Genomic DNA, 18559 nt, shown 5'->3' with positions numbered 1-18559 from the left:
CAGAGCACAAACGAAGTTGGCTTATTTTGTGCGCCCCTCGACGCCATTATTTTCATGCCGTTGCCCGCTTCGCTCCTCACAGCTCTGCCCGTTGTCATCAGCTTCATCCACCTGCCACTGTAGTAATGCCGCTAAATAGCCGTAACGTGCCTCCGGGCTGAAACCCTGCCAGATACGGCCACTGTCGGCTGCGGACAGCCTGAAGTAGTCGCGGAAAAAGTGCGCACTGTCTCTCAACATACTCATTTCATCTCTCCCACGTTTCGCTATCGGCCTGTGCAAAGCGGATCGTTCCGTTCCCGGAACGTGAACGATTCGTGATCCGACTCACGCAAGACTTGTTGCATTTTTGTTAGCTTCGTCGCCATAATTACGAACGAAGATAATAAAACCTTCATTCGAAGCCTAACACACCTGAAGCGGAGCTGTCACGATGAGCGATTTCACCTCTAACACCCTACCTGAAGACCATAAAGCCCTGATTCGGCTGATGAAAAAGCAGCTTCGCCAGCAGATCGGTGATGTTGAAGGGCTTTTTAATCAAGTTAAACAAAAAATCACCACTGAAATCGCCCATGCCAGAGCGGAAGAGGCCGAACACGGCACCGCCTGGCCGGTGATTAACTGGGCGGATATCGCTGAAAAACGCGTCACTGCTGAACAGATCGCGGCGATCAAGCGGCGCGGTTGCGTGGTGGTAAAGCAAACCTTCCCGCGTGATAAAACCCTGGCGTGGGATACCTCTATGCTCGACTACCTGGACCGCAACGATTTCGATAAGCAGTACCGCGGGCCGGGGGATACGTTCTTTGGCAGCCTGGAGGCGTCACGACCGGAGATTTATCCAATCTACTGGTCCACCGCGCAGATGGAAGCGCGGCAAAGCGAGGCGATGGCCGAAACGCAGTCGTTCCTTAATCGCCTGTGGAAATTCGAATCGGAAGGCGTGAAGTGGTTTAACCCGGACGTCAGCATCATCTATCCAGACCGAATTCGCCGCCGCCTGCCTGGAACCACCTCAAAAGGGCTGGGCGCACACACCGACTCCGGCGCGCTCGAGCGCTGGCTGCTGCCCGCCTATCAGCAGGTTTTCAGCAAAATATTCAACAATCAATTTGACGCATACGACCCGTGGGATGCGGCGCATCGTACCGAGGTTCATGAATATGATGTTGATAATACGACCAAATGTTCTGCCTTCCGCACCTTCCAGGGCTGGACTGCACTGTCGGATATGCAGCAGGGCCAGGGGTTGCTGCACGTGGTGCCGGTGCCGGAAGCGATGGCCTACGTCCTGCTGAGACCGCTGCTGGACGACGTTCCTGAAGATAAACTGTGCGGCGTGGCACCGGGCAAAGTGCTGCCGATCTCGCCACAGTGGCATCCTGACTTGATTGAGGGGCTGAGTTCCATCCCGTCACTGCAGGCGGGCGATTCGGTGTGGTGGCACTGTGATGTGATCCACTCGGTGGCGCCGGTGACCGATCAGCAGGGCTGGGGCAACGTGATGTATATCCCTGCGGCACCGCTCTGCGAGAAGAATCTGGCCTACGCGCACAAAGTGGCACAGGCGCTGGATCGGGGAACGTCGCCGGGCGATTTCCCGCGTGAGGACTACGAACGCGACTGGCAGCAGCGCTTTACGACTGCGGATTTGAACAACATCGGCAAGCGCAGCCTCGGGCTGGAATAAGTGACAAAACGGCTGGCCTGAAGTTTTGGGCCAGCCGCACGCAGGCCACCTGGCACAGACGTGGTATGCCGTGAAGAATATCTGTTAGACTGAACCGAATTATTCCAGCCTTATCAAAGCCTGAATGAACAGCAGACACGAACATATCATCCAGCTGGTGAACGAAAGAGGCAGCGTTAGCGTCAGCGAACTGGCACAGCTGACCGGCGTTTCTGAAGTTACCATCCGCCAGGATCTCAACGCGCTGGAACGCGACAATTTTTTAAAGCGCGTCCACGGCTCCGCCGTTGCACCCGACAGTGACGACGTGAATTCCCGCATGCAGACCCGCTACAAAATCAAGCAGGGGCTGGCGGAATTTGCCGCTTCACAGATCGGCGACGGTGAAGCCATCTTTATTGAAGGCGGCAGCACCAATGCCCTGCTGGCACGCGCACTCGCCTCGCGCAGCGATCTGACGATTATTACCGTCAGCCATTTTATCGCCCATCTGCTGCGCGACTCGCAGTGCGAAGTGGTTATCCTCGGCGGCCAGTATCAGAAAAGCAGCGAATCCGTGGTCGGACCGTTAACACGCTACTGCATCCAGCAGCTTAACTTCCATAAAGCTTTTATCGGCGTGGACGGCTGGCATGCGGACACCGGCTTTACCGGCCGCAATATGATGCGCTGCGACGTAGTGAATGCGGTGATGGCCAGGGGCACCTGGACCATCGCGCTGACGGATTCGTCCAAATTCGGCAGCGTCCACCCCTACCCGATCTCGATTGAGCATACCTTTAGCCAGATTATTACCGATGATGGATTGTCGCCTGACATCCGTAACACGCTGATTAAGCAGAAATATCAGTTGGATATTGTCGCACAGCGCCGCTAACACCAGGCAGACTGACGGTCGTTTTCAGCTAAAAAAGGATTTACCGCCATGACAATAACCATCCGCGCAGCAACGTCCGATGATATCGACGGTCTGTTTCACGTGCGCACTTCGGTCCGTGAAAATACGCTGACCTGCGAAGAACTTGAAGAAATGGGGATCACCAGGGCCGCCGTGACCGCCATGATCCAGAATTCATCCTGTGCATGGGTAGCGGCTGAAGACCAGAAAATCATCGGATTTTCCATGATTATCCCGGAAGATGCCTGCCTGTTTGCCGCCTTTGTTCTTCCTGAATATGAAAACAGAGGGATTGGTAAACGGCTGGTCCAGGTTGCTGAAAATGAGCTGTTCCGGCAGCACGACGTTATCTGGCTGGAAACGGGTAAAACTACGCGCGCAGCCGGATTCTATCGTCATAGCGGATGGGGCAACGAAACCGACGCAGGCGAAGGCGATATCCGCCTGGAAAAACGCAGCTCCTGACGATCCAGGGGTAACTCGCTTCACGCCCGGAAAAACGCGCGATGACTGTCTTGCCGTCAGCAAAATAAGCAGGATCTACAACCACGACGAGAGAATATTAAAGCGGCTTCAGCACCAGCACCGCATAACGACACGGCCGTTCGCTGCGGTTGATAAACACGCAGTCGGCCGGATCGCCCAGCGCCAGGCAGTCCCCTTCGGCCAGCTCAAAGGTTTTTTCCCCCTCCTGAAACACCAGTTCGCCGCCGATCACCCAGATTAACTGGCGGCGCGACAGATAGGAAATGGCCGGCATCGGTACCGATACGCCTGCTGGCAGCTCCACGCTGACCAGGTCCGCCGGGATCTGCTGTGGGGAAACGTGCCGCCGAATATATCCCGTCTCCGGGTCCTGCCACACCGGCTGCTGAGCCAGCGTCAGCAGCGTGCCCGACTGCATCTCACTCTGCGCAATCAGCTGGGACATACTCATATCAAACGATCCCGCCAGCCTGGCCAGCAGCGTCGCCGTCGGGCTGCTCTCACCGCGTTCAATTTTATGGATCATCGCCCGGGAAACGCCGGAGTGCTGCGCCAGATCGGTCAGCGACCAGCCGCGCAGTTCCCGCTCCAGTTTAATGCGCTGGCCGATGCGGTGGTTAATGTCATCTTCTTTACTGGACAAGTTATCTAACATAGTGGATAAATAAAATAGTAAACAATACGTCCACTTTATTAGATGAAACCGGAGGTGTCTATGGTCACGATCGGAACGGCAGTTGAGAATGATGCAGCGGTAATCACCGAGATCTATAACGATGCGGTACAGAACACCACGGCAATCTGGAATGAGAAAAGGGTGGATATCGGCAACCGTATTCAGTGGATTCGCGACCGCCAGGCGGCCGGGTTTCCGGTGCTGGTGGCGGTGAGCGAGGCGGGGGAGACCATTGGCTATGCCTCCTACGGCGACTGGCGCCCCTGGGATGGCTATCGTCATACGGTTGAACATTCCGTCTATGTGCATAAAGACGCACGCGGCCACGGCGCGGGGCTGGCGCTGATGTCAGCCCTGATTGAACACGCGCGCGAACAGGGCAAGCACGTGATGGTAGCGGGAATTGAATCCGGCAATCGGGCGTCGATTGCGCTGCATGAAAAGCTGGGATTTAAGCAGAGCGGCCAGCTTCATGAAGTGGGTATGAAGTTTGGCCGCTGGCTGGATCTGACCTTTATGCAGCTGAAGCTGGATGCGCGTGAGCGTCCGGCAGCCGACGAGTCCGAGCGACTGTCACCACGGTCAACGCAATAAAAGCCAAATGTAGATGCCGTTCTTAAGCCCTACACCTCCCCTTTCACCAGTTCAACAAACCGCTCCACCAGCGGATTCGGGCGGGCAGAAGACCAGGCGACTGCCGTAGTGACCACTTCAATGCGCTCTTCCAGCGGTAACGTCACCACGCTGGTGAGCGACAGATGTTTCAGCGATGCCGGGACCAGCGCAATGCCCTGCCCGCAGCCGACGAAAGCAATCTGTAGCGCTACGGAGCGGACCTCATGAAGAATGCGTGGCGAAAATCCCTCACTGCGGCAGGCGGTGATGATGCTGTCGAAATAGCCCGGATTGAGGTAACGATAAAACATCACCCACTCTTCATTCATCAGCGATCGCAGGCTGATGCGGCTCTGCCCGGCCAGACGGTGATCGTGCGGTAGCGTCACCACCAGTTCCGCACTGGAGATCGGCAGTGATTCGATGCCTTCACCCTGTTCGCCAGTCAGGCGGGCGAAGGCCAGGTCGATTTCGCCATTCTGTAGCGCCGGAATCGCTTCGGCGCTGTCGATCTCCTTAATGGAAATCACGATATCCGGGTTCAGTGCCTTCATCCGCCGGATGTAGCCGGGCAGCACGTCCAGCATCGCGGCGCTGATGGCACCGATCGTCAGCACGCCGCTGTGTCCGGCAACGGCTTCGTTGATTGCCAATTCGAGCCGTTCCACCTGTTCCGCAAACTTCTTCACCGCAGGAAGGATCGCCAGGCCGACCGGCGTCAGCTGCACGTTTCTTTTTGAGCGGTCGAAGAGCTTAACTTTTAGCGATTGTTCCAGCACCTGGATTTGCTGGGTTAAGGGAGGCTGCGTCATGCCCAGTTTCCTGGCTGCACGACCAAAGTGTTTCTCTTCGGCCACGGCGAGGAACAGCCACATATGGCGGATGATACGGAAGTTAATCATTTTTTCTCGATACGCTGTGGATATCAGTTCCATGCCGGATGGCGGTTTTATATATCGAACTTTAGCGCTGGTGGGGTGAGATATTCAACATTTTGCCCGAGGGTTTTATGAGGGCGTGACGTCTGCGAATAGGGTGACGGCTTAGACTGGTCGGGGCACCGCTCGGGCGGGTCCTCGCGCCGCTTTGCGGTGCCCTCACTTCGCTCGTCAGCCGGTCGGACCGCCACAGACGCGGGTCCTGCGCGGCTGTGACTTTCGGCCACGTCCGTGTGGCCGAATCCTGGCTTCCTCGCTACGTTCAGCGCTGCGGATTGCCCGTTAGGCACCCCGGCCAGTCTGCTTTTTACTGTTGCGTTTCCTGTTTGAAAAAAGAGTCTGGCTCTGGCTCTTAAAATTAACGAACACGCGATCTTCAAACAGCGATGCCAACTGTAAGAGGGGCTCGGCATCGGCGGCTGCCGGATAATCCGCAGCGCTGAGGTGAAGGCATTGTGCCAGGAGAGCGCAGCATGAATGCTGCGCTCAGGCCGGGCTTGAACAGGGATGTTCAATCCTGGCCGATCCGCACGGCACAATGCAGTAACCGAAGGGACCGCACAGCGGCGCGAGGACCGTCCGGCAGCCGCCGAGGCCGGGCCCACTCCCTGATTCATATAAAACGCATATCAGACACATACCTGATTACGATTTCACATATCAGAAACCGTCAGCGATTATCTCTCTTATCGCAAAACACACGCCCCGCTAAACCCCAAGGAACACGCAGAACAACAAATTATCCGGCCGGACAGGCACCTGACCACAGCATTGATTTAACCGCTATTCGGCGTGAATCGAACCGCCGACAGCATTTCACTCTACAGATATAAAATGGTTCAAATGACGCTATCCGCCCCGTCCCGCGCAGCCGGGATTACGTTTGCCGTACTCGCCGCCTTTGGCTTTTCCTTTAAGGCGATTTTCGTCAAACTCGCCTATCAGTCTGCACCCGTGGATGCCGTTACCCTGCTGGCACTGCGGATGAGTATGTCGCTGCCGTTTATCCTGCTGATGGCGATCCCCATCCTGCGCCAGGGCCCGGCGCTGACGCGTAAAGATTATGGATGGCTGTTCCTGCTCGGCGTGGTGGGCTACTACGGTTCCAGCATGCTGGACTTTATGGGCCTGCAGTATATCTCCGCCGGGCTGGAACGGCTGATCCTGTTCACCTACCCGATGCTGACCATCCTGCTCGGGGTCGCCTTCTTAGGGAAAAAGTTTGAAAGAAAGGTGCTGCTGGCGATGGCGCTCGCCTACGCGGGGATTATCTTCGCCTTTATGCACGACGTCAGTGTCTCCAGCGAAATTGGTACGGTGATCGTCGGCGGCCTGCTGGTGTTCGGCTGCGCGGTGCTGTATGCCGGTTACAGTGCCGGGTCGGAAGCAGCGATCGCCCGTCTCGGCGCGATGAAGTTTTCCGTGCTGGCGCTGCTGGTATCTACCCTCGCCACGCTGGTTCACTTCCTGTTCACCCATCGACTGACGGCGCTGAATCTTCCCCTGCCGGTTTACGGCTGGTGCCTGGCGATGGCGCTGTTCTCCACGGTGCTGCCGATTTTCTGGCAGTCCGCCGCCGTGTTCCGCATTGGTGCCGCCAGGGTGGTGATGATTGGTCTTCTTGGCCCGGTACTGACCATTTTCTTTAGCTGGTGGCTGTTAAAGGAGCCGATCTCGCTGGAGCAGATGGTAGGAACGGTACTGGTGATAGGCGGGCTGCTGGTGGTGATCCGCCGTTAACGCGCCCGGCGAGGCTCAGGCCTCTTTGAGAAGCACGGCACAGTCCGAATCTCTGACCGCGGCCTTCACGGTCAGAGATCCCAGAGCATCAGCAGTACTTCGGTTTCATCCACAGCGTGCCCTGCTCGTGACTGTCCACTACTGCATCCACGAACGCCACGCCTTTCAGTCCGTCATAAATCTGCGGCACCGCCGCGCCGGCCAGGCCCGGTTCCTGCCCCGCATCACGCGCCCGCAGCGCATCGGCGAATCCACTGTAAAGGTTCGTAAATGCCTCGATGTAGCCTTCAGGATGGCCCGGCGGCGTGCGGGTGCGGGAACGGGTTAACGCAGCCAGATCGTCGCGCCCGCGTTTAATCACCTGGCTGTTGCCCTCCAGCGGGGTATAAAGCAGTTCATTCGGCTGCTCCTGGGCCCACATCAGGCTGCCGGTTTCGCCAAAAACGCGCAGCCGCAGTGAGTTGGAGCAGCCAATCGCCACCTGTGAAGACCACAGCATCCCCCTTGCACCGCCCTCATAGCGAATCAGTACATGGGCGTTATCGTCCAGCGCACGCCCCGCAACAAACGTCGCCAGATCGGCCATCACGCTTTCGGCCTTCAGCCCGGTCACATAGCCCGCCAGATGGTAGGCATGAGTACCGATATCGCCCACGGAACCACCCCGACCGTTTTTCTTCGGATCGACGCGCCAGGCGGCCTGCTGATTGTTTTTCAGCTCCACGCCGGTCGCCATCCACTCCAGCGGATACTCCACCTGCACCGTGCGCACCTGGCCTATCAGCCCGGCGGCAATACGCTGCCGCGCCTCGGCAATCAGCGGATAGCCCGCATAGGTATAGGTTACGCCGAGGAAGCCGCCGGTACGCTGAACCACTTCGGCCAGCAGCTCCGCATCCTCCAGCGTGCTGGTCAGCGGCTTTTCGCAAATCACATCGATCCCCGCTTCCAGGCAGGCGCGCGCCACGGGATAGTGGGTGAAATTGGGCGTGCAGATAGCAATCACATCCACGCCGTCTTCACGCGCGGATTCGGCGGCGATCATCGCCGTAAAATCGTCATAGGAACGGTCAGCGGCAATAAAGTTTTCTGCCGCAAAAGCATGCCCTCGGGCAGCATTGATATCGAATGCCCCGGCAACCAGCTCATACTGATTATCCAGCCGGGCAGCAAAGCGGTGGATGCCGCCGATGTAGGCTCCCTCGCCGCCGCCGACCATCCCAAGGCGAATGCGCCGCCCCTTCAGTGGTGTTTTTTTCATGATGGTCAAAGCCCCAAAATTTTACGGTTAAGCGCCGGATCGGCCCAGGATTTACAGAAGTCATCAAAGGATTTATCGGTCACGCGGATGATATGGTCGCGGATAAATGTCGCCCCCTCGCGCGCGCCGTCTTCGGGATTTTTAAAGCAGCACTCCCACTCCAGCACCGCCCAGCCGTCAAAACCGTAGCCCGTCAGTTTGGAGAAGATCGCGGAAAAGTCGATTTGCCCGTCGCCCGGCGAACGGAAGCGCCCGGCACGGCTGCTCCAGGGCTGATAGCCGCCCCAGGCCCCGCTTTTACCGTTGGGGCGGAACTCGGCATCCTTCACGTGAAAGGCTTTAATCCGTTCGTGGTAGTGATCGATAAACGCCAGATAATCCATGCCCTGTAGCACCAGATGGCTGGGGTCATACATCATATTGCAGCGGGGATGGTTGCCGGTTTTCGCCAGAAAGCGCTCGAAGGTCAGGCCGTCGTGCAGATCCTCGGTAGCGTGGATCTCGTAGCAGACGTCCACTCCCTGCTCGTCAAAAGCGTTGAGGATCGGCAGCCAGCGGCGCGTCAGTTCGTCAAACCCCTCTTCGATTAACCCTTCCGGCCACTGCGGATAGGGGTAGAGATAGGGCCATAACAGCGTGCCGGAAAACGTTACGTGTTTGCTTAGACCGAAACGGCGGGAGGCCTTCGCCGCCAGATGCAGCTGCTCGGTCGCCCAGCGCTGCCGTTCCTGCGGATTATTGCGCACGGCTTCCGGCGCAAAGCTGTCGGCGGGCAGATTAAATGCCGGATGCAGCGCCACCAGCTGCCCCTGCAAATGGCTGGCTAAATCGGTGAGTGTCAGATCGTGTTCGGCAAGGATGCCGAGAATTTCATCGGCGTAGGTCTGGCTTTCCGCCGCGCGCGCCAGATCGATCAGCCGCGTATCCCAGGTGGGGATCTCCACGCCCTTAAATCCTTTCTCTGCCGCCCATGCCGCCATACCGGCCAGCGTATTGTAAGGTGCGCTGTCTCCGGCAAACTGCGCCAGGAATACACCAGGACCTTTAATTGTCTTCATTGTGGCTCCTGTAGAAAAAGGCACCTGCGGGAAACGCAGGTGCAAATAACCCCACTAAAAATCATTACTTCGTCATAAACTGCTGATAGTTCTGCGGCGTAACCTGCTGGAATGGAATGAATTTAATGTCCTCAACTTTGCCGCCTTTCGCGGCTGTCTCAGCCATATCTACCGCGCCGTAGGCCTGTGATTTCGCATCCTGGAACACGGTGACGGTCAGCAGGCCGGTTTTAATCGCCTGCAACCCGTTCGGACCGCCGTCGGTGCCGCCGACCAGAATGTCTTTACCGGGCTTCAGACCGTTGCTCTTAATCGCCATCGCCGCTCCAATCGCCATTTCATCGGCGTTCGCGGACAGAATGTCGATTTTGTCCCCGGCGAGGAGCCAGTTGTTCATCAGGTTCATGCCGTCTTCACGCATCCATTTGGCGGTATCTTCCAGCGTCACGTGCATATTCGGGTGTTTGGCGATGACCTCTTTCGCTCCCTGGGTTCTGAAGCGGGTCGCATCGTTGCTCAGCAGCCCTTTCATGATCGCCACGTTGACGCTTTTACGATCTTTCACCATCTCGGCCAGATACGCCATTTGCAGCCTGCCCGCCTCTACTTCATCGCTGCCGATATAGCTGACGCCGTCCCCCATTTTCGAGTCCGACGGCATACGGTTGAGATAAATCAGCGGAATTTTGGCCTTTCTGGCGGCCTCGCTCATGTTTTTGGTGCCCTGGGTGTCCACCGGGTTGACGATAATCACATCAACCTTCCCGTTGATAAAATTCTGTACCTGGCTCAGTTGCTTATCGACCGCGCCCTGCGCATCTTCAAACTGCACTTTCATATCGGGATAGGTTTTACTTTGGTCCAGCACGTATCCCCGCAGGCGGGACAGGAAGACATCATCCATTTGTGCGATGCTGACGCCCACCTGAACGGCAAAAGCGGCCGGGCTGAGCGTGAGAAGGGTCAGACAGAGTAAGAGTGATTTTTTCATTATTGCCTTCCACATTAATGAGTTAATCGGCGTTAACCGACTACGAAGGTTTATTATCAACTGCCGTTATTTAAAAATGGCCCTGCCTGTCAGCAGGACTTCGCACCATTTTTTCCAATAATAAGATCGGAGCAATAAAAATTGCAATGCGCGAAAATTGAGCGCATTTCACGAATGAAACGGACGTTAAGCGTTGTAAATTCATCATGTTAATGTTTTGTTAATTACTAAAATGCCGTTATCACCCGCCAGGCAGAATCGTTTTCTTAGAGGGTAATCACATTAATTCAGGGGAAATGAACTGAGATCGTTACGGGTTCCACAACGCCTGTTCCGTTGCTACCCTATGAACGTTAATTAACTGTTATTGAGGCAAGGGATGAAAGTGGTTACCGAGCAGGCTGATGCAGAGTTTATGCAGGCATTTTTTGAAAACGAGGCCGAAGGCGAACACGACGAGCGGCGAACGGTGAAAATTCAACAGGCACTGACCACCGCCGTCGGGCAGAAAAACCGCGAGTCGACGCTGTTCTGGCAGCACGCCATCACTTTCCTCGCGCTGTTTGTTTTTCTGTATGCCGCGCTGGGCGCGTCGCTGACGCTGGATCTCTCCGCCGGGAATGCCAGCCACGGCCATAAAAGCATTGAATATGCGCTGGAAGCCATTCCGGTGCTGATCGCTTTTTCCGGCTACTTTATTGCCATTCTGTACCTGTTCCACTGTAAAACCAGCGCCCGCCGTACGGAGAGCTGGGACCGGGCCATTCACGCGCTGGAGTCTCAGAGTTCCGGCAGCCTGTTTACCGCCGTTAATACCCGCAGCTCAGGTGCCAGTGACTATTCCGGTCCGGCGATTGCCACCGCGCTGGCGCTGTTTATCGGTCTGACCTGGCTGGTGATTTATAACTATCTGACCTTCACCACCAGCGGCGTGATGGGCAGCGTGATCTCGCTGTTTATCAGTACCATGACCTATGTGATCCTCGATATCCAGCTGCTGAAACCAACGCATAACCACGCGGCGCCGGAAGAGCCGGAAAAAGCAGAAGATAAAACGGAAGAGACAAAGAAAACGCCTGAACAGGATTAAGTTCGACGCTGGCACTGATTTTGACGCAGCGGGTGGTAATGCAGCAGCATTTTCACCCGTGTTGCCCCATACTGACTGCTGTCACAGCTGAAGCTGACCAGCCTTGTAAACTCCCCGGAGACGGGCCACCGCAGGAGATGTTATGAAATATCTACTCCCCATCCTCTTACTTTTCACCGCGGCCTCTGCCAGCGCGGCGGACGAGCAGCAAACCCAGGCCAGCTATATCAACCATCTGTGCAGCGTGGTGGTGAAACAGCCGGAAGCGTCGGCGGACTATTACCTGCAAAAAATTAAAGAGATGAGCATGCGCGGCGAATCACCGTCGGCGCTGAATAAAGACGAGTTCGATCAGGAAATTGCCGAAGAAGTGGTTAACAGCTGGCAGTCGCTGTCACCGGAACAGCGCCAGCAGGCAAAATCTACCGATGCCTGCCAGCAGCTGATGGCCAGCGAATTCCAGCAGGCCGATTAACGTTCGACTCGGTGAAACTCACAGGCCGCAGGCTTCCCACCTGCGACCTGCTATTACTTCCTCCCCACGCACAAACTCATGGCAGGCATTTCGCCGTTCCTGACGCCATCGGCACCGGCGTTTAACTTCTGACAGCCATGGACCCTGTCATGGTCTTCTGAACAACACAAAGCTGCGCCCGGCCAGCGCGAAGTCCTCTTCCTGCGTGATCACCTGCCCCTGCTGCTGCGGATCGGCGGTGTTCAGCTCCAGTACCCAACCGCCTTCACCTATCTGCGGGATGCGAAACGGCACGCTGCCCTCAAAAGGATTGAACAGCATCAGCACATCGTGCCAGATCCCTTCCTGCTGTTGCAGATCGGGCCGCGTCAGGTACAAACCGATGGTCGTGCCCTCATCCCACTGCTCTGACTGCTGCGGGCCGCCGCCGGCGTTAAACCACTTGATCACCATGCCGTCGCGCCAGTTCTCGCGGCGCAGCAGCGGCTGGCTGGCACGCAGCGCAATCAGGCGGCGCGTAAATTCACGCAGCGCTTCAGCGCTTTCCGGCAGGTCTTCCCAGTGTATCCACGAAATCTCGCTGTCCTGACAGTAACCATTATTATTGCCCAACTGGCTGCGGCCAAATTCATCCCCGGCCAGCAGCATCGGCGTACCGTGGGAAAACAGCAGCGTGGTGAGGAAATTGCGCTTCTGGCACTCGCGTACGGCGTTGATGCCCGCGTCGTCCGTCGGGCCTTCCGCGCCGTAGTTGAAGGAGCGATTATCGTTATGCCCGTCGTTATTCCCTTCGCCGTTGGCCTCGTTGTGTTTCTCGTTGTACGACACCAGGTCGTTCAGCGTGAAACCATCGTGCGCGGTGATAAAGTTAACGCTTGCCGAGGGACGGCGGCCGCGCAAATCGTACAGATCGCCGGAACCCAGCAGGCGGGCGGCAAAATCGGTGGTGACGTTCTCGCCCTTCCAGTACTCGCGCACCGTGTCGCGATATTTATCGTTCCACTCGCCCCAGCCCGGCGGAAAGCCGCCCACCTGATAGCCGCCCGGTCCGATATCCCAGGGTTCACCTATCAGCTTGATTTTTGCCAGCACCGGGTCCTGCATCACCGCGTCAAAAAAGCCGCCGCGCTGATCGAAGCCTTCCGGCTCGCGCCCCAGAATGGTCCCGAGGTCGAAACGAAAACCATCAATATGCATCGCTTCCGCCCAGTAGCGCAGTGAATCCATCACCATTTGCAGCACGCGGGGATGCGAGGTATTCACCGTATTTCCGGTGCCGGTGTCGTTGATGTAATAGCGATGCTGGTCCGGCAGGGTACGGTAGTAGGAGAAGTTATCAATGCCCTTAAAGGACAGCGTTGGCCCCAGCTCGTTGCCCTCGGACGTGTGGTTGTAGACCACATCCAGAATCACTTCGATGCCGGCATCGTGATACGCCCGCACCATCTCACGAAAACCCTGAATGCCCCGGGGACCATAATAACGGCTGGCGGGAACGAAGAAGCCAAGCGAATTGTAGCCCCAGAAATTTTTCAGCCCTTTATCCAGCAGGTGCTGGTCGTCGGGGAACCAGTGTACCGGCAGCAGTTCCACCGAGGTGATGCCCAGGCTCTTGATGTAGTCAACCGACGCCTGATGGCCCATCCCCTCAAACGTACCGCGCAGCTCGGGCGGAATGGCCGGATTCAGCTGGGTAAAGCCTTTGACGTGGGTTTCATACACCACCGCGTGCGGCCAGGGGACCGACGGGCGTCGGTGATCCTGCCAGTCAAACGCATTGATATCGATCACCCGGCACTTTGGCGTAAAGGGGGCGCTGTCGCGGCTATCGAAGCTTAAATCCTTCTCTTCATGCCCCAGCTGGTAGGCAAAATGGGCGTCGTTCCAGGCGATATCACCGGCCAGCTCCCGCGCATAGGGATCGATAAGCAGCTTATGCGGGTTAAATCGGTGGCCGTTTTCCGGATCGTACGGGCCATAAACGCGATAGCCGTACAGCGCACCGGGCCTGAGGCCGGGGACGTAGCCGTGCCACACCTCATTGGTGTATTCCGGCAGCGTCAGCCGGGCAATTTCATGCTGCCCGCTGTCGTCATACAGGCAAAGCTCAACCCGCTCCGCGTGGGCGGAGAAGATCGCGAAATTTACCCCTTCGCCGTCGTAATTTGCCCCAAGTGCGTGACCGTATCCTGCCCTGATTTCAACTCGTTGTTCGTTGGACATTGTTTTCCCTTAATCCATTAGCCATGGTGTCAGCAACACATCTTCAGACGGCAACCAGCACGACCGCCCGGCCGGGCAGTGTAGAAAGCTCCAGCCTTTCACCGACGTCATAGTCATTACCGCTGAACAGTTCGCGGTAGCGCTTTCCGGCAAGCCGCGCCGGTAACGCCACGGCCGTTTCCTGCCACAGTTCAGCCGCAGCATCGGCAAGCGGCTTATCCGAGACGCTGAAGACCATACGCGGAGCAATAACAATCGCCGCGCCCTCGTCGTCCGCACGGGCGAAGGCGATCGCGTTATCCGCGCGATGCCCGACGGCCTGAAGCGGCAGATAATCACCCCGTCGGAACAGCGCCGGGGCGCGCTGGCGCAGCCCGAGCAGCGCGGCGGTGACGTGCTGATTAACCCGCCCGCTCCGCCAGTGCTCATCGGCGCTGAACGGCTCAGGTTCGGCCAGCTGCTGTGCCAGCAGAGCAAAGTCCGGCTCGCGGCGGTTGTCCGGGTCCACCAGGCTGAAATTGAGCGCCTCGCTGCCCTGGTAGATGTCCGGCACGCCGGGCGCGGTCAGCTTGATCGCCGTCTGCGTCAGGCTGTTGATCAATCCGCCCCGGATAAACGGCTGCAGCGTCTGATGGAAATCCGTCAGGAAGCGGGCGTTCTCCGGCGAGAATAAATGGCGGGCATAGTCGAGTACCGCCGTTTCATAGGCTTCATTGGTGTCCACCCAGTCGGTACGCAGCTTGGCTTCCCGCAGCGCTTTTTCAACAAAGCCCAGGAAACGCGCTTCCAGCGATGCCAGCGCGGCGGCATCGGGGATCTGACGGGATGCCGGCCACACGCCGGCCAGCGCCTGATAGAGCATCCAGGTATCGGCGGCTTTGGGCGCGGTGCCGTCGTTAAGAAACTTCACGTGGGTCTGGTTCATCTGCCGCCAGCGGGCAAAGCCGTCACGCCAGATATCCGGCGCTTCGGTCAGCGTATAGAGGCGGGCGCGGGCGTCCTCTCCACGCTTGGTATCGTGCGTTGAGGTTCCCGAGAGCGCATCGGGCTGCTGCGCCAGGCGGCGTTGCATCTCCTTATGGAAGCGCGCCAGCGAAAATGCGCGTTTAACCGGCTCGGCACCGACTTCATTCAGTGCCAGCCCCATGTTCTGGCGGAAGAACAGCGTATCCTCGACCGATTTTGCCATCAGCGGCCCGGTCAGCTGCTGAAAGCGGGTGCGGAATTCGGCGGCATGGTCATAGGCCGCTGCGGAAAGCCCGCCGATCAGAATGCACACCACAAAGTCCACCGCCGCGTTTTCCGGCGGCTCCGGCCGGTTTTTGACCTTCTCCGCCACGCGGGTCAACAGGCTGATATCCGCTTCGGACATGCCCGCCGCCGTGCCATAGGTACGGTAGGTGGGAAAGGCCAGTAGCAGTTCGCGCAGCGCATCGCGCACGCTGGATTTTTCCAGCGCTACCCGCGTCGTCTCAGCAATCGCCATTGCCAGCCTGAACAGGCGGGTAAACTCACCGGAAAAATTACGATCGACCATCAGAATCCTGGCCTCCCGCAGTTCGGCGCGCATATCCACCTCGCTTCCCACCGCGTCGTGCCAGACGTGGCGCAGGCGGTCAATGTTCTCATCATCCACAAGGACTTCGGACAGCGCGGCGATAAATTCATAGCCGGTAGTGCCGGAGACCGGCCAGTCCGGCGGCAGCCGTTCATCCTGCGAAAGAATTTTCTCAACGGTGATATAGCAATCCGGCCCTGCCTCCTGCCGCAGTCGTTCCAGGTAGCTTTTTGGATCGGCCAGGCCGTCCACGTGATCCACCCGCAGGCCGTCAACCAGACCGCTTCTGACCAGTTCGAGAATCAGTCGGTGGCAATCCTCAAACACCGCGTGGTCCTCAACCCGCACGCCCACCAGTCCGGTCACTTCAAAGAAGCGGCGGTAAGAGAGTTCAGTGGGCGCATCCCGCCATGACATCAGCCGCCAGGACTGGCGTTCGTGCAGCGTGGCGATGTCTTCGGGATCGGTCAGCGCCAGCACCGCCGCACGATTCCCCGCCCAACTGTCCGGATTAAGCGGGTAATAGCAGTCGTAATAAACCAGCGCGGGATCGCCGGTTAACGGATCGTTTTTAACGCCGATCTCGCCGTTTTCCAGCACTTTCTCGAAGGTATCGCCAAGGAACGGAAGTGTCAGGCGCTGCGTTTCGTCGATATCAAAATAGCGGGCATAGCGACTCTGCCGGCCATATTTTATGACGCTTCGCCACCAGGCGTTTTCCAGTGAGCTGGCCATATGGTTGGGAACGATATCCAGGATCAGGCCCAGCCCGGCCGCTTTCAGTGCGCGGGCCAGCCGTTCAAAGCCTTCGCGCCCGCCGATTGACGGTTCAATTTCATTGAAATCCGTGATGTCATAACCGTGGGTGGAGCCGGAGGTGGCGGTAAAAACCGGCGACGCGTAAAGATGGCTGATACCGAGTTGTTTCAGATAAGGAATCAGTTTAACGGCGCGATCGAAGGTCATGCCGTTGCGGAACTGAATACGGTAGGTGGCGAGTGGGATCATTTCGCGGCCCCCTCTGCAAGCCGAGCGACCATCGCGTTCTGCCCCAGCCGGGTGGTTTCCGCGGGCCAGGCAAACAGGGTTTTACCCGGCAGATCGGGCAGCGACAGGGCGTTACTGCTGAGATTCAGCGCCAGCGACAGCGTTCCCGCCGGGAAGCGCCAGCGAACGACTACCACCCCCGGTGCCGCCATCAGGATCTCTCCGGCCCCGACAGCACCACCGGCGATCAGCGGCACGATATGCTGCTGGCGCAGCAGAAGAAGCTGACGCACCAGCGTCAGCCAGGCTTTACCCTCTTCCCGGTGGCGTTTTTCCCAGTCGAGCTTCGATCGCTGGAATGTCTCCGCCGCGTTAGGGTCCGGCACGCTTTCGCCGCTGTATCCGGCGTGGCCGTCAAACTCCTTCGCCCGCCCTTCCCGCACCGCACGGGCCAGCTCACCGTGGAAATCGGTGAAGAACAGGAACGGATGGGTTTCGCCATACTCTTCCCCCATAAACAGCAGTGGAATATGCGGCGATAAAAGCAGGGTAGCAAGTAGAATACGGGTTCGATCGGCACCGGCCAGCGATATCAGACGTTCCCCCTGCGCACGGTTACCGACCTGGTCGTGATTTTGAATAAAGTCGACAAACGCCGTCGGCGGCTGCCCGGTACTGTCGACACCGCGCGACTCGCCGCTCTGAACGGACACTTCGCCCTGCCAGGCAAAGCCCTCCGCCAGCGCACGGGCCAGCCATTTTTCCGGCTGCTCAGCAAAATCGCGGTAGTAGGCCTGGGTTTCCCCGGTCGCAAGGACGTGGGCGGCATTATGAAAATCATCGTTCCATTCCGCGGTATACAGCGGTGCGGAGCCGTCTTCAGCACGCGGATGCAGGAAGGTCACATTGCGGCTGTCTTCCGTGGTGAGGTGAATCGGGCGGTCGGTAATATCGCGGCGGATACGTTCGGCGATTTCCACCAGCACGTGCCTGGCGGAGTCGTCTTTGATTTGGTCGATGGCATCGAATCGCAGCCCGTCCAGGCGGTACTCCGTCAGCCAGTAAAGCGGGGCTTCCACGATATAGCGGCGTACGGCGTCAATTTCGCAGGCGATGCCGTTGCCCCACGGCGTGGTGCGCTGCGGATCGAAAAAATCTGGCGACAGCGTCGGCAAATAGTTACCTTCCGGGCCAAAGTGGTTAAGGACAATATCCAGCACCACCGACAGGCCGTAGCCGTGGGCGGCATCAATAAAGGCTTTAAACTCGTCCGGCGTCCCGTAGGCAGCGTGCGGCGCGTAGAACAATACGCCGTCATAGCCCCAGCCGCGGTCGCCGCCGAACTGCGCCACCGGCATCACCTCGATTAGCGTGATGCCGAGTTCAGCAAGCCAGGGCAACTTTTCAATAGCCGCGCTGAACGTGCCTTCCGGCGTGAAGGTGCCGATATGCAGTTCATAGATCACAGCTTTTTCCCACGACACGCCGCGCCATTCCGCGTGCTGCCAGCGGTAACTCGCCGGGTCAACCACCCGTGACGGCCCGTTAACTCCGTCCCGTTGTGCTCTGGACGCCGGGTCCGGCACCGTGCTGCCGTCACTCAGCACGAAGCGGTATTCAGCACCGGGTTCAACGCCCTCAACCTGGAGCTCAAACCAGCCGTCACCGACCGGGCTCATCGGCCGATCGGTTCCGTCAAGACGCAGGGTAACGTGCTGCTGGCCCGTTGCCCACAGGCCAAAGCGGACAACGCCAGCGGCGACGCATTCCGCCCCCCAACTGCGAAAAACAGATTTACCATTCATTCTTTAGCCCCGTTTAACCCGTTAATTCCGTGAGTAACATCAACCCGGGCTGTTAAGGCGGAGGG

16 protein-coding genes are annotated in these 18559 nt (G+C 58.0%); 7 read left to right on the top strand and 9 right to left on the bottom strand.

Features of this window, described 5'->3' with window-relative positions:
• Nucleotides 1-21: 21 nt before the first annotated feature.
• On the bottom strand, nucleotides 22-246 hold the full coding sequence (locus JOE09_RS19325; protein ID WP_205066900.1) for a hypothetical protein: 225 nt from the start codon (nucleotides 244-246) through the stop codon (nucleotides 22-24).
• A 187-nt stretch (nucleotides 247-433) separates the two neighbouring features.
• Between JOE09_RS19325 and JOE09_RS19320 the strand changes: the two genes are divergently transcribed.
• The 3 genes from JOE09_RS19320 (at nucleotide 434) to JOE09_RS19310 (ending at nucleotide 3056) form a co-directional block, all read left to right on the top strand.
• The gene (locus tag JOE09_RS19320; RefSeq protein ID WP_205066899.1) at nucleotides 434-1693 is read left to right on the top strand and encodes a DUF1479 domain-containing protein; all 1260 of its coding nucleotides are present in this window, start codon (nucleotides 434-436) and stop codon (nucleotides 1691-1693) included.
• Between the two features lie 124 nt (nucleotides 1694-1817).
• Complete coding sequence (locus tag JOE09_RS19315) at nucleotides 1818-2570, top strand: DeoR/GlpR family DNA-binding transcription regulator (protein ID WP_200559192.1); 753 nt, start codon at nucleotides 1818-1820, stop codon at nucleotides 2568-2570.
• Nucleotides 2571-2618: 48 nt separating this feature from the next.
• Complete coding sequence (locus tag JOE09_RS19310) at nucleotides 2619-3056, top strand: GNAT family N-acetyltransferase (RefSeq protein WP_205066898.1); 438 nt, start codon at nucleotides 2619-2621, stop codon at nucleotides 3054-3056.
• A 97-nt stretch (nucleotides 3057-3153) separates the two neighbouring features.
• On the opposite strand, the gene JOE09_RS19305 is transcribed toward JOE09_RS19310, so the two are convergent.
• The gene (locus JOE09_RS19305) at nucleotides 3154-3732 is read right to left on the bottom strand and encodes a helix-turn-helix domain-containing protein (protein ID WP_205066897.1); all 579 of its coding nucleotides are present in this window, start codon (nucleotides 3730-3732) and stop codon (nucleotides 3154-3156) included.
• Nucleotides 3733-3792: 60 nt separating this feature from the next.
• Between JOE09_RS19305 and JOE09_RS19300 the strand changes: the two genes are divergently transcribed.
• Entirely contained in the window at nucleotides 3793-4347 is a 555-nt protein-coding gene (locus tag JOE09_RS19300; RefSeq protein ID WP_239553189.1) for a GNAT family N-acetyltransferase, read from the top strand.
• A 29-nt stretch (nucleotides 4348-4376) separates the two neighbouring features.
• On the opposite strand, the gene JOE09_RS19295 is transcribed toward JOE09_RS19300, so the two are convergent.
• Nucleotides 4377-5270, bottom strand: a complete 894-nt coding sequence (locus JOE09_RS19295) for a LysR family transcriptional regulator (RefSeq protein WP_205066895.1) — start codon at nucleotides 5268-5270, stop codon at nucleotides 4377-4379.
• An 879-nt stretch (nucleotides 5271-6149) separates the two neighbouring features.
• Here JOE09_RS19295 and JOE09_RS19290 point away from each other — a divergent pair.
• On the top strand, nucleotides 6150-7046 hold the full coding sequence (locus JOE09_RS19290; RefSeq protein ID WP_205066894.1) for a DMT family transporter: 897 nt from the start codon (nucleotides 6150-6152) through the stop codon (nucleotides 7044-7046).
• 88 nt (nucleotides 7047-7134) lie between these two features.
• On the opposite strand, the gene JOE09_RS19285 is transcribed toward JOE09_RS19290, so the two are convergent.
• From JOE09_RS19285 to JOE09_RS19275, 3 genes are all read right to left on the bottom strand, one after another.
• Entirely contained in the window at nucleotides 7135-8307 is a 1173-nt protein-coding gene (locus JOE09_RS19285) for a Gfo/Idh/MocA family protein (RefSeq protein ID WP_205066893.1), read from the bottom strand.
• A 5-nt stretch (nucleotides 8308-8312) separates the two neighbouring features.
• The gene (locus JOE09_RS19280) at nucleotides 8313-9365 is read right to left on the bottom strand and encodes a sugar phosphate isomerase/epimerase family protein (protein ID WP_205066892.1); all 1053 of its coding nucleotides are present in this window, start codon (nucleotides 9363-9365) and stop codon (nucleotides 8313-8315) included.
• Nucleotides 9366-9429: 64 nt separating this feature from the next.
• Nucleotides 9430-10356: a substrate-binding domain-containing protein gene (locus JOE09_RS19275; protein WP_200559201.1), complete on the bottom strand. Its 927-nt coding sequence runs from the start codon at nucleotides 10354-10356 to the stop codon at nucleotides 9430-9432.
• A gap of 379 nt (nucleotides 10357-10735) precedes the next feature.
• On the opposite strand from JOE09_RS19275, the gene JOE09_RS19270 reads away from it, so the two are divergent.
• Entirely contained in the window at nucleotides 10736-11446 is a 711-nt protein-coding gene (locus JOE09_RS19270) for a RipA family octameric membrane protein (RefSeq protein ID WP_205066891.1), read from the top strand.
• Nucleotides 11447-11588: 142 nt separating this feature from the next.
• Complete coding sequence (locus tag JOE09_RS19265) at nucleotides 11589-11921, top strand: hypothetical protein (RefSeq protein WP_205066890.1); 333 nt, start codon at nucleotides 11589-11591, stop codon at nucleotides 11919-11921.
• Between the two features lie 147 nt (nucleotides 11922-12068).
• Here JOE09_RS19265 and glgX read toward each other — a convergent pair whose 3' ends face one another.
• Genes glgX through treZ form a run of 3 tightly spaced genes read right to left on the bottom strand, consistent with a single transcriptional unit; the run spans nucleotide 12069 to nucleotide 18494 of the window.
• Nucleotides 12069-14144, bottom strand: coding sequence for a glycogen debranching protein GlgX (gene glgX / locus JOE09_RS19260; RefSeq protein ID WP_205066889.1), 2076 nt, complete (start codon nucleotides 14142-14144; stop codon nucleotides 12069-12071).
• 43 nt (nucleotides 14145-14187) lie between these two features.
• Nucleotides 14188-16710 carry a malto-oligosyltrehalose synthase gene (treY, locus tag JOE09_RS19255; RefSeq protein WP_205066888.1) on the bottom strand — a complete coding sequence of 841 codons (2523 nt, stop codon included), beginning with the start codon at nucleotides 16708-16710 and terminating at the stop codon, nucleotides 14188-14190.
• Nucleotides 16707-18494 carry a malto-oligosyltrehalose trehalohydrolase gene (gene treZ, locus JOE09_RS19250; protein ID WP_205066887.1) on the bottom strand — a complete coding sequence of 596 codons (1788 nt, stop codon included), beginning with the start codon at nucleotides 18492-18494 and terminating at the stop codon, nucleotides 16707-16709. The genes treY and treZ overlap by 4 nt, the downstream gene beginning before the upstream one ends.
• Nucleotides 18495-18559: the final 65 nt, after the last annotated feature.

It is taken from the genome of Pantoea coffeiphila (assembly GCF_016909495.1).
Lineage (GTDB): Bacteria > Pseudomonadota > Gammaproteobacteria > Enterobacterales > Enterobacteriaceae > Erwinia > Erwinia coffeiphila.
This window is presented reverse-complemented; position numbering and strand designations above follow the sequence as displayed.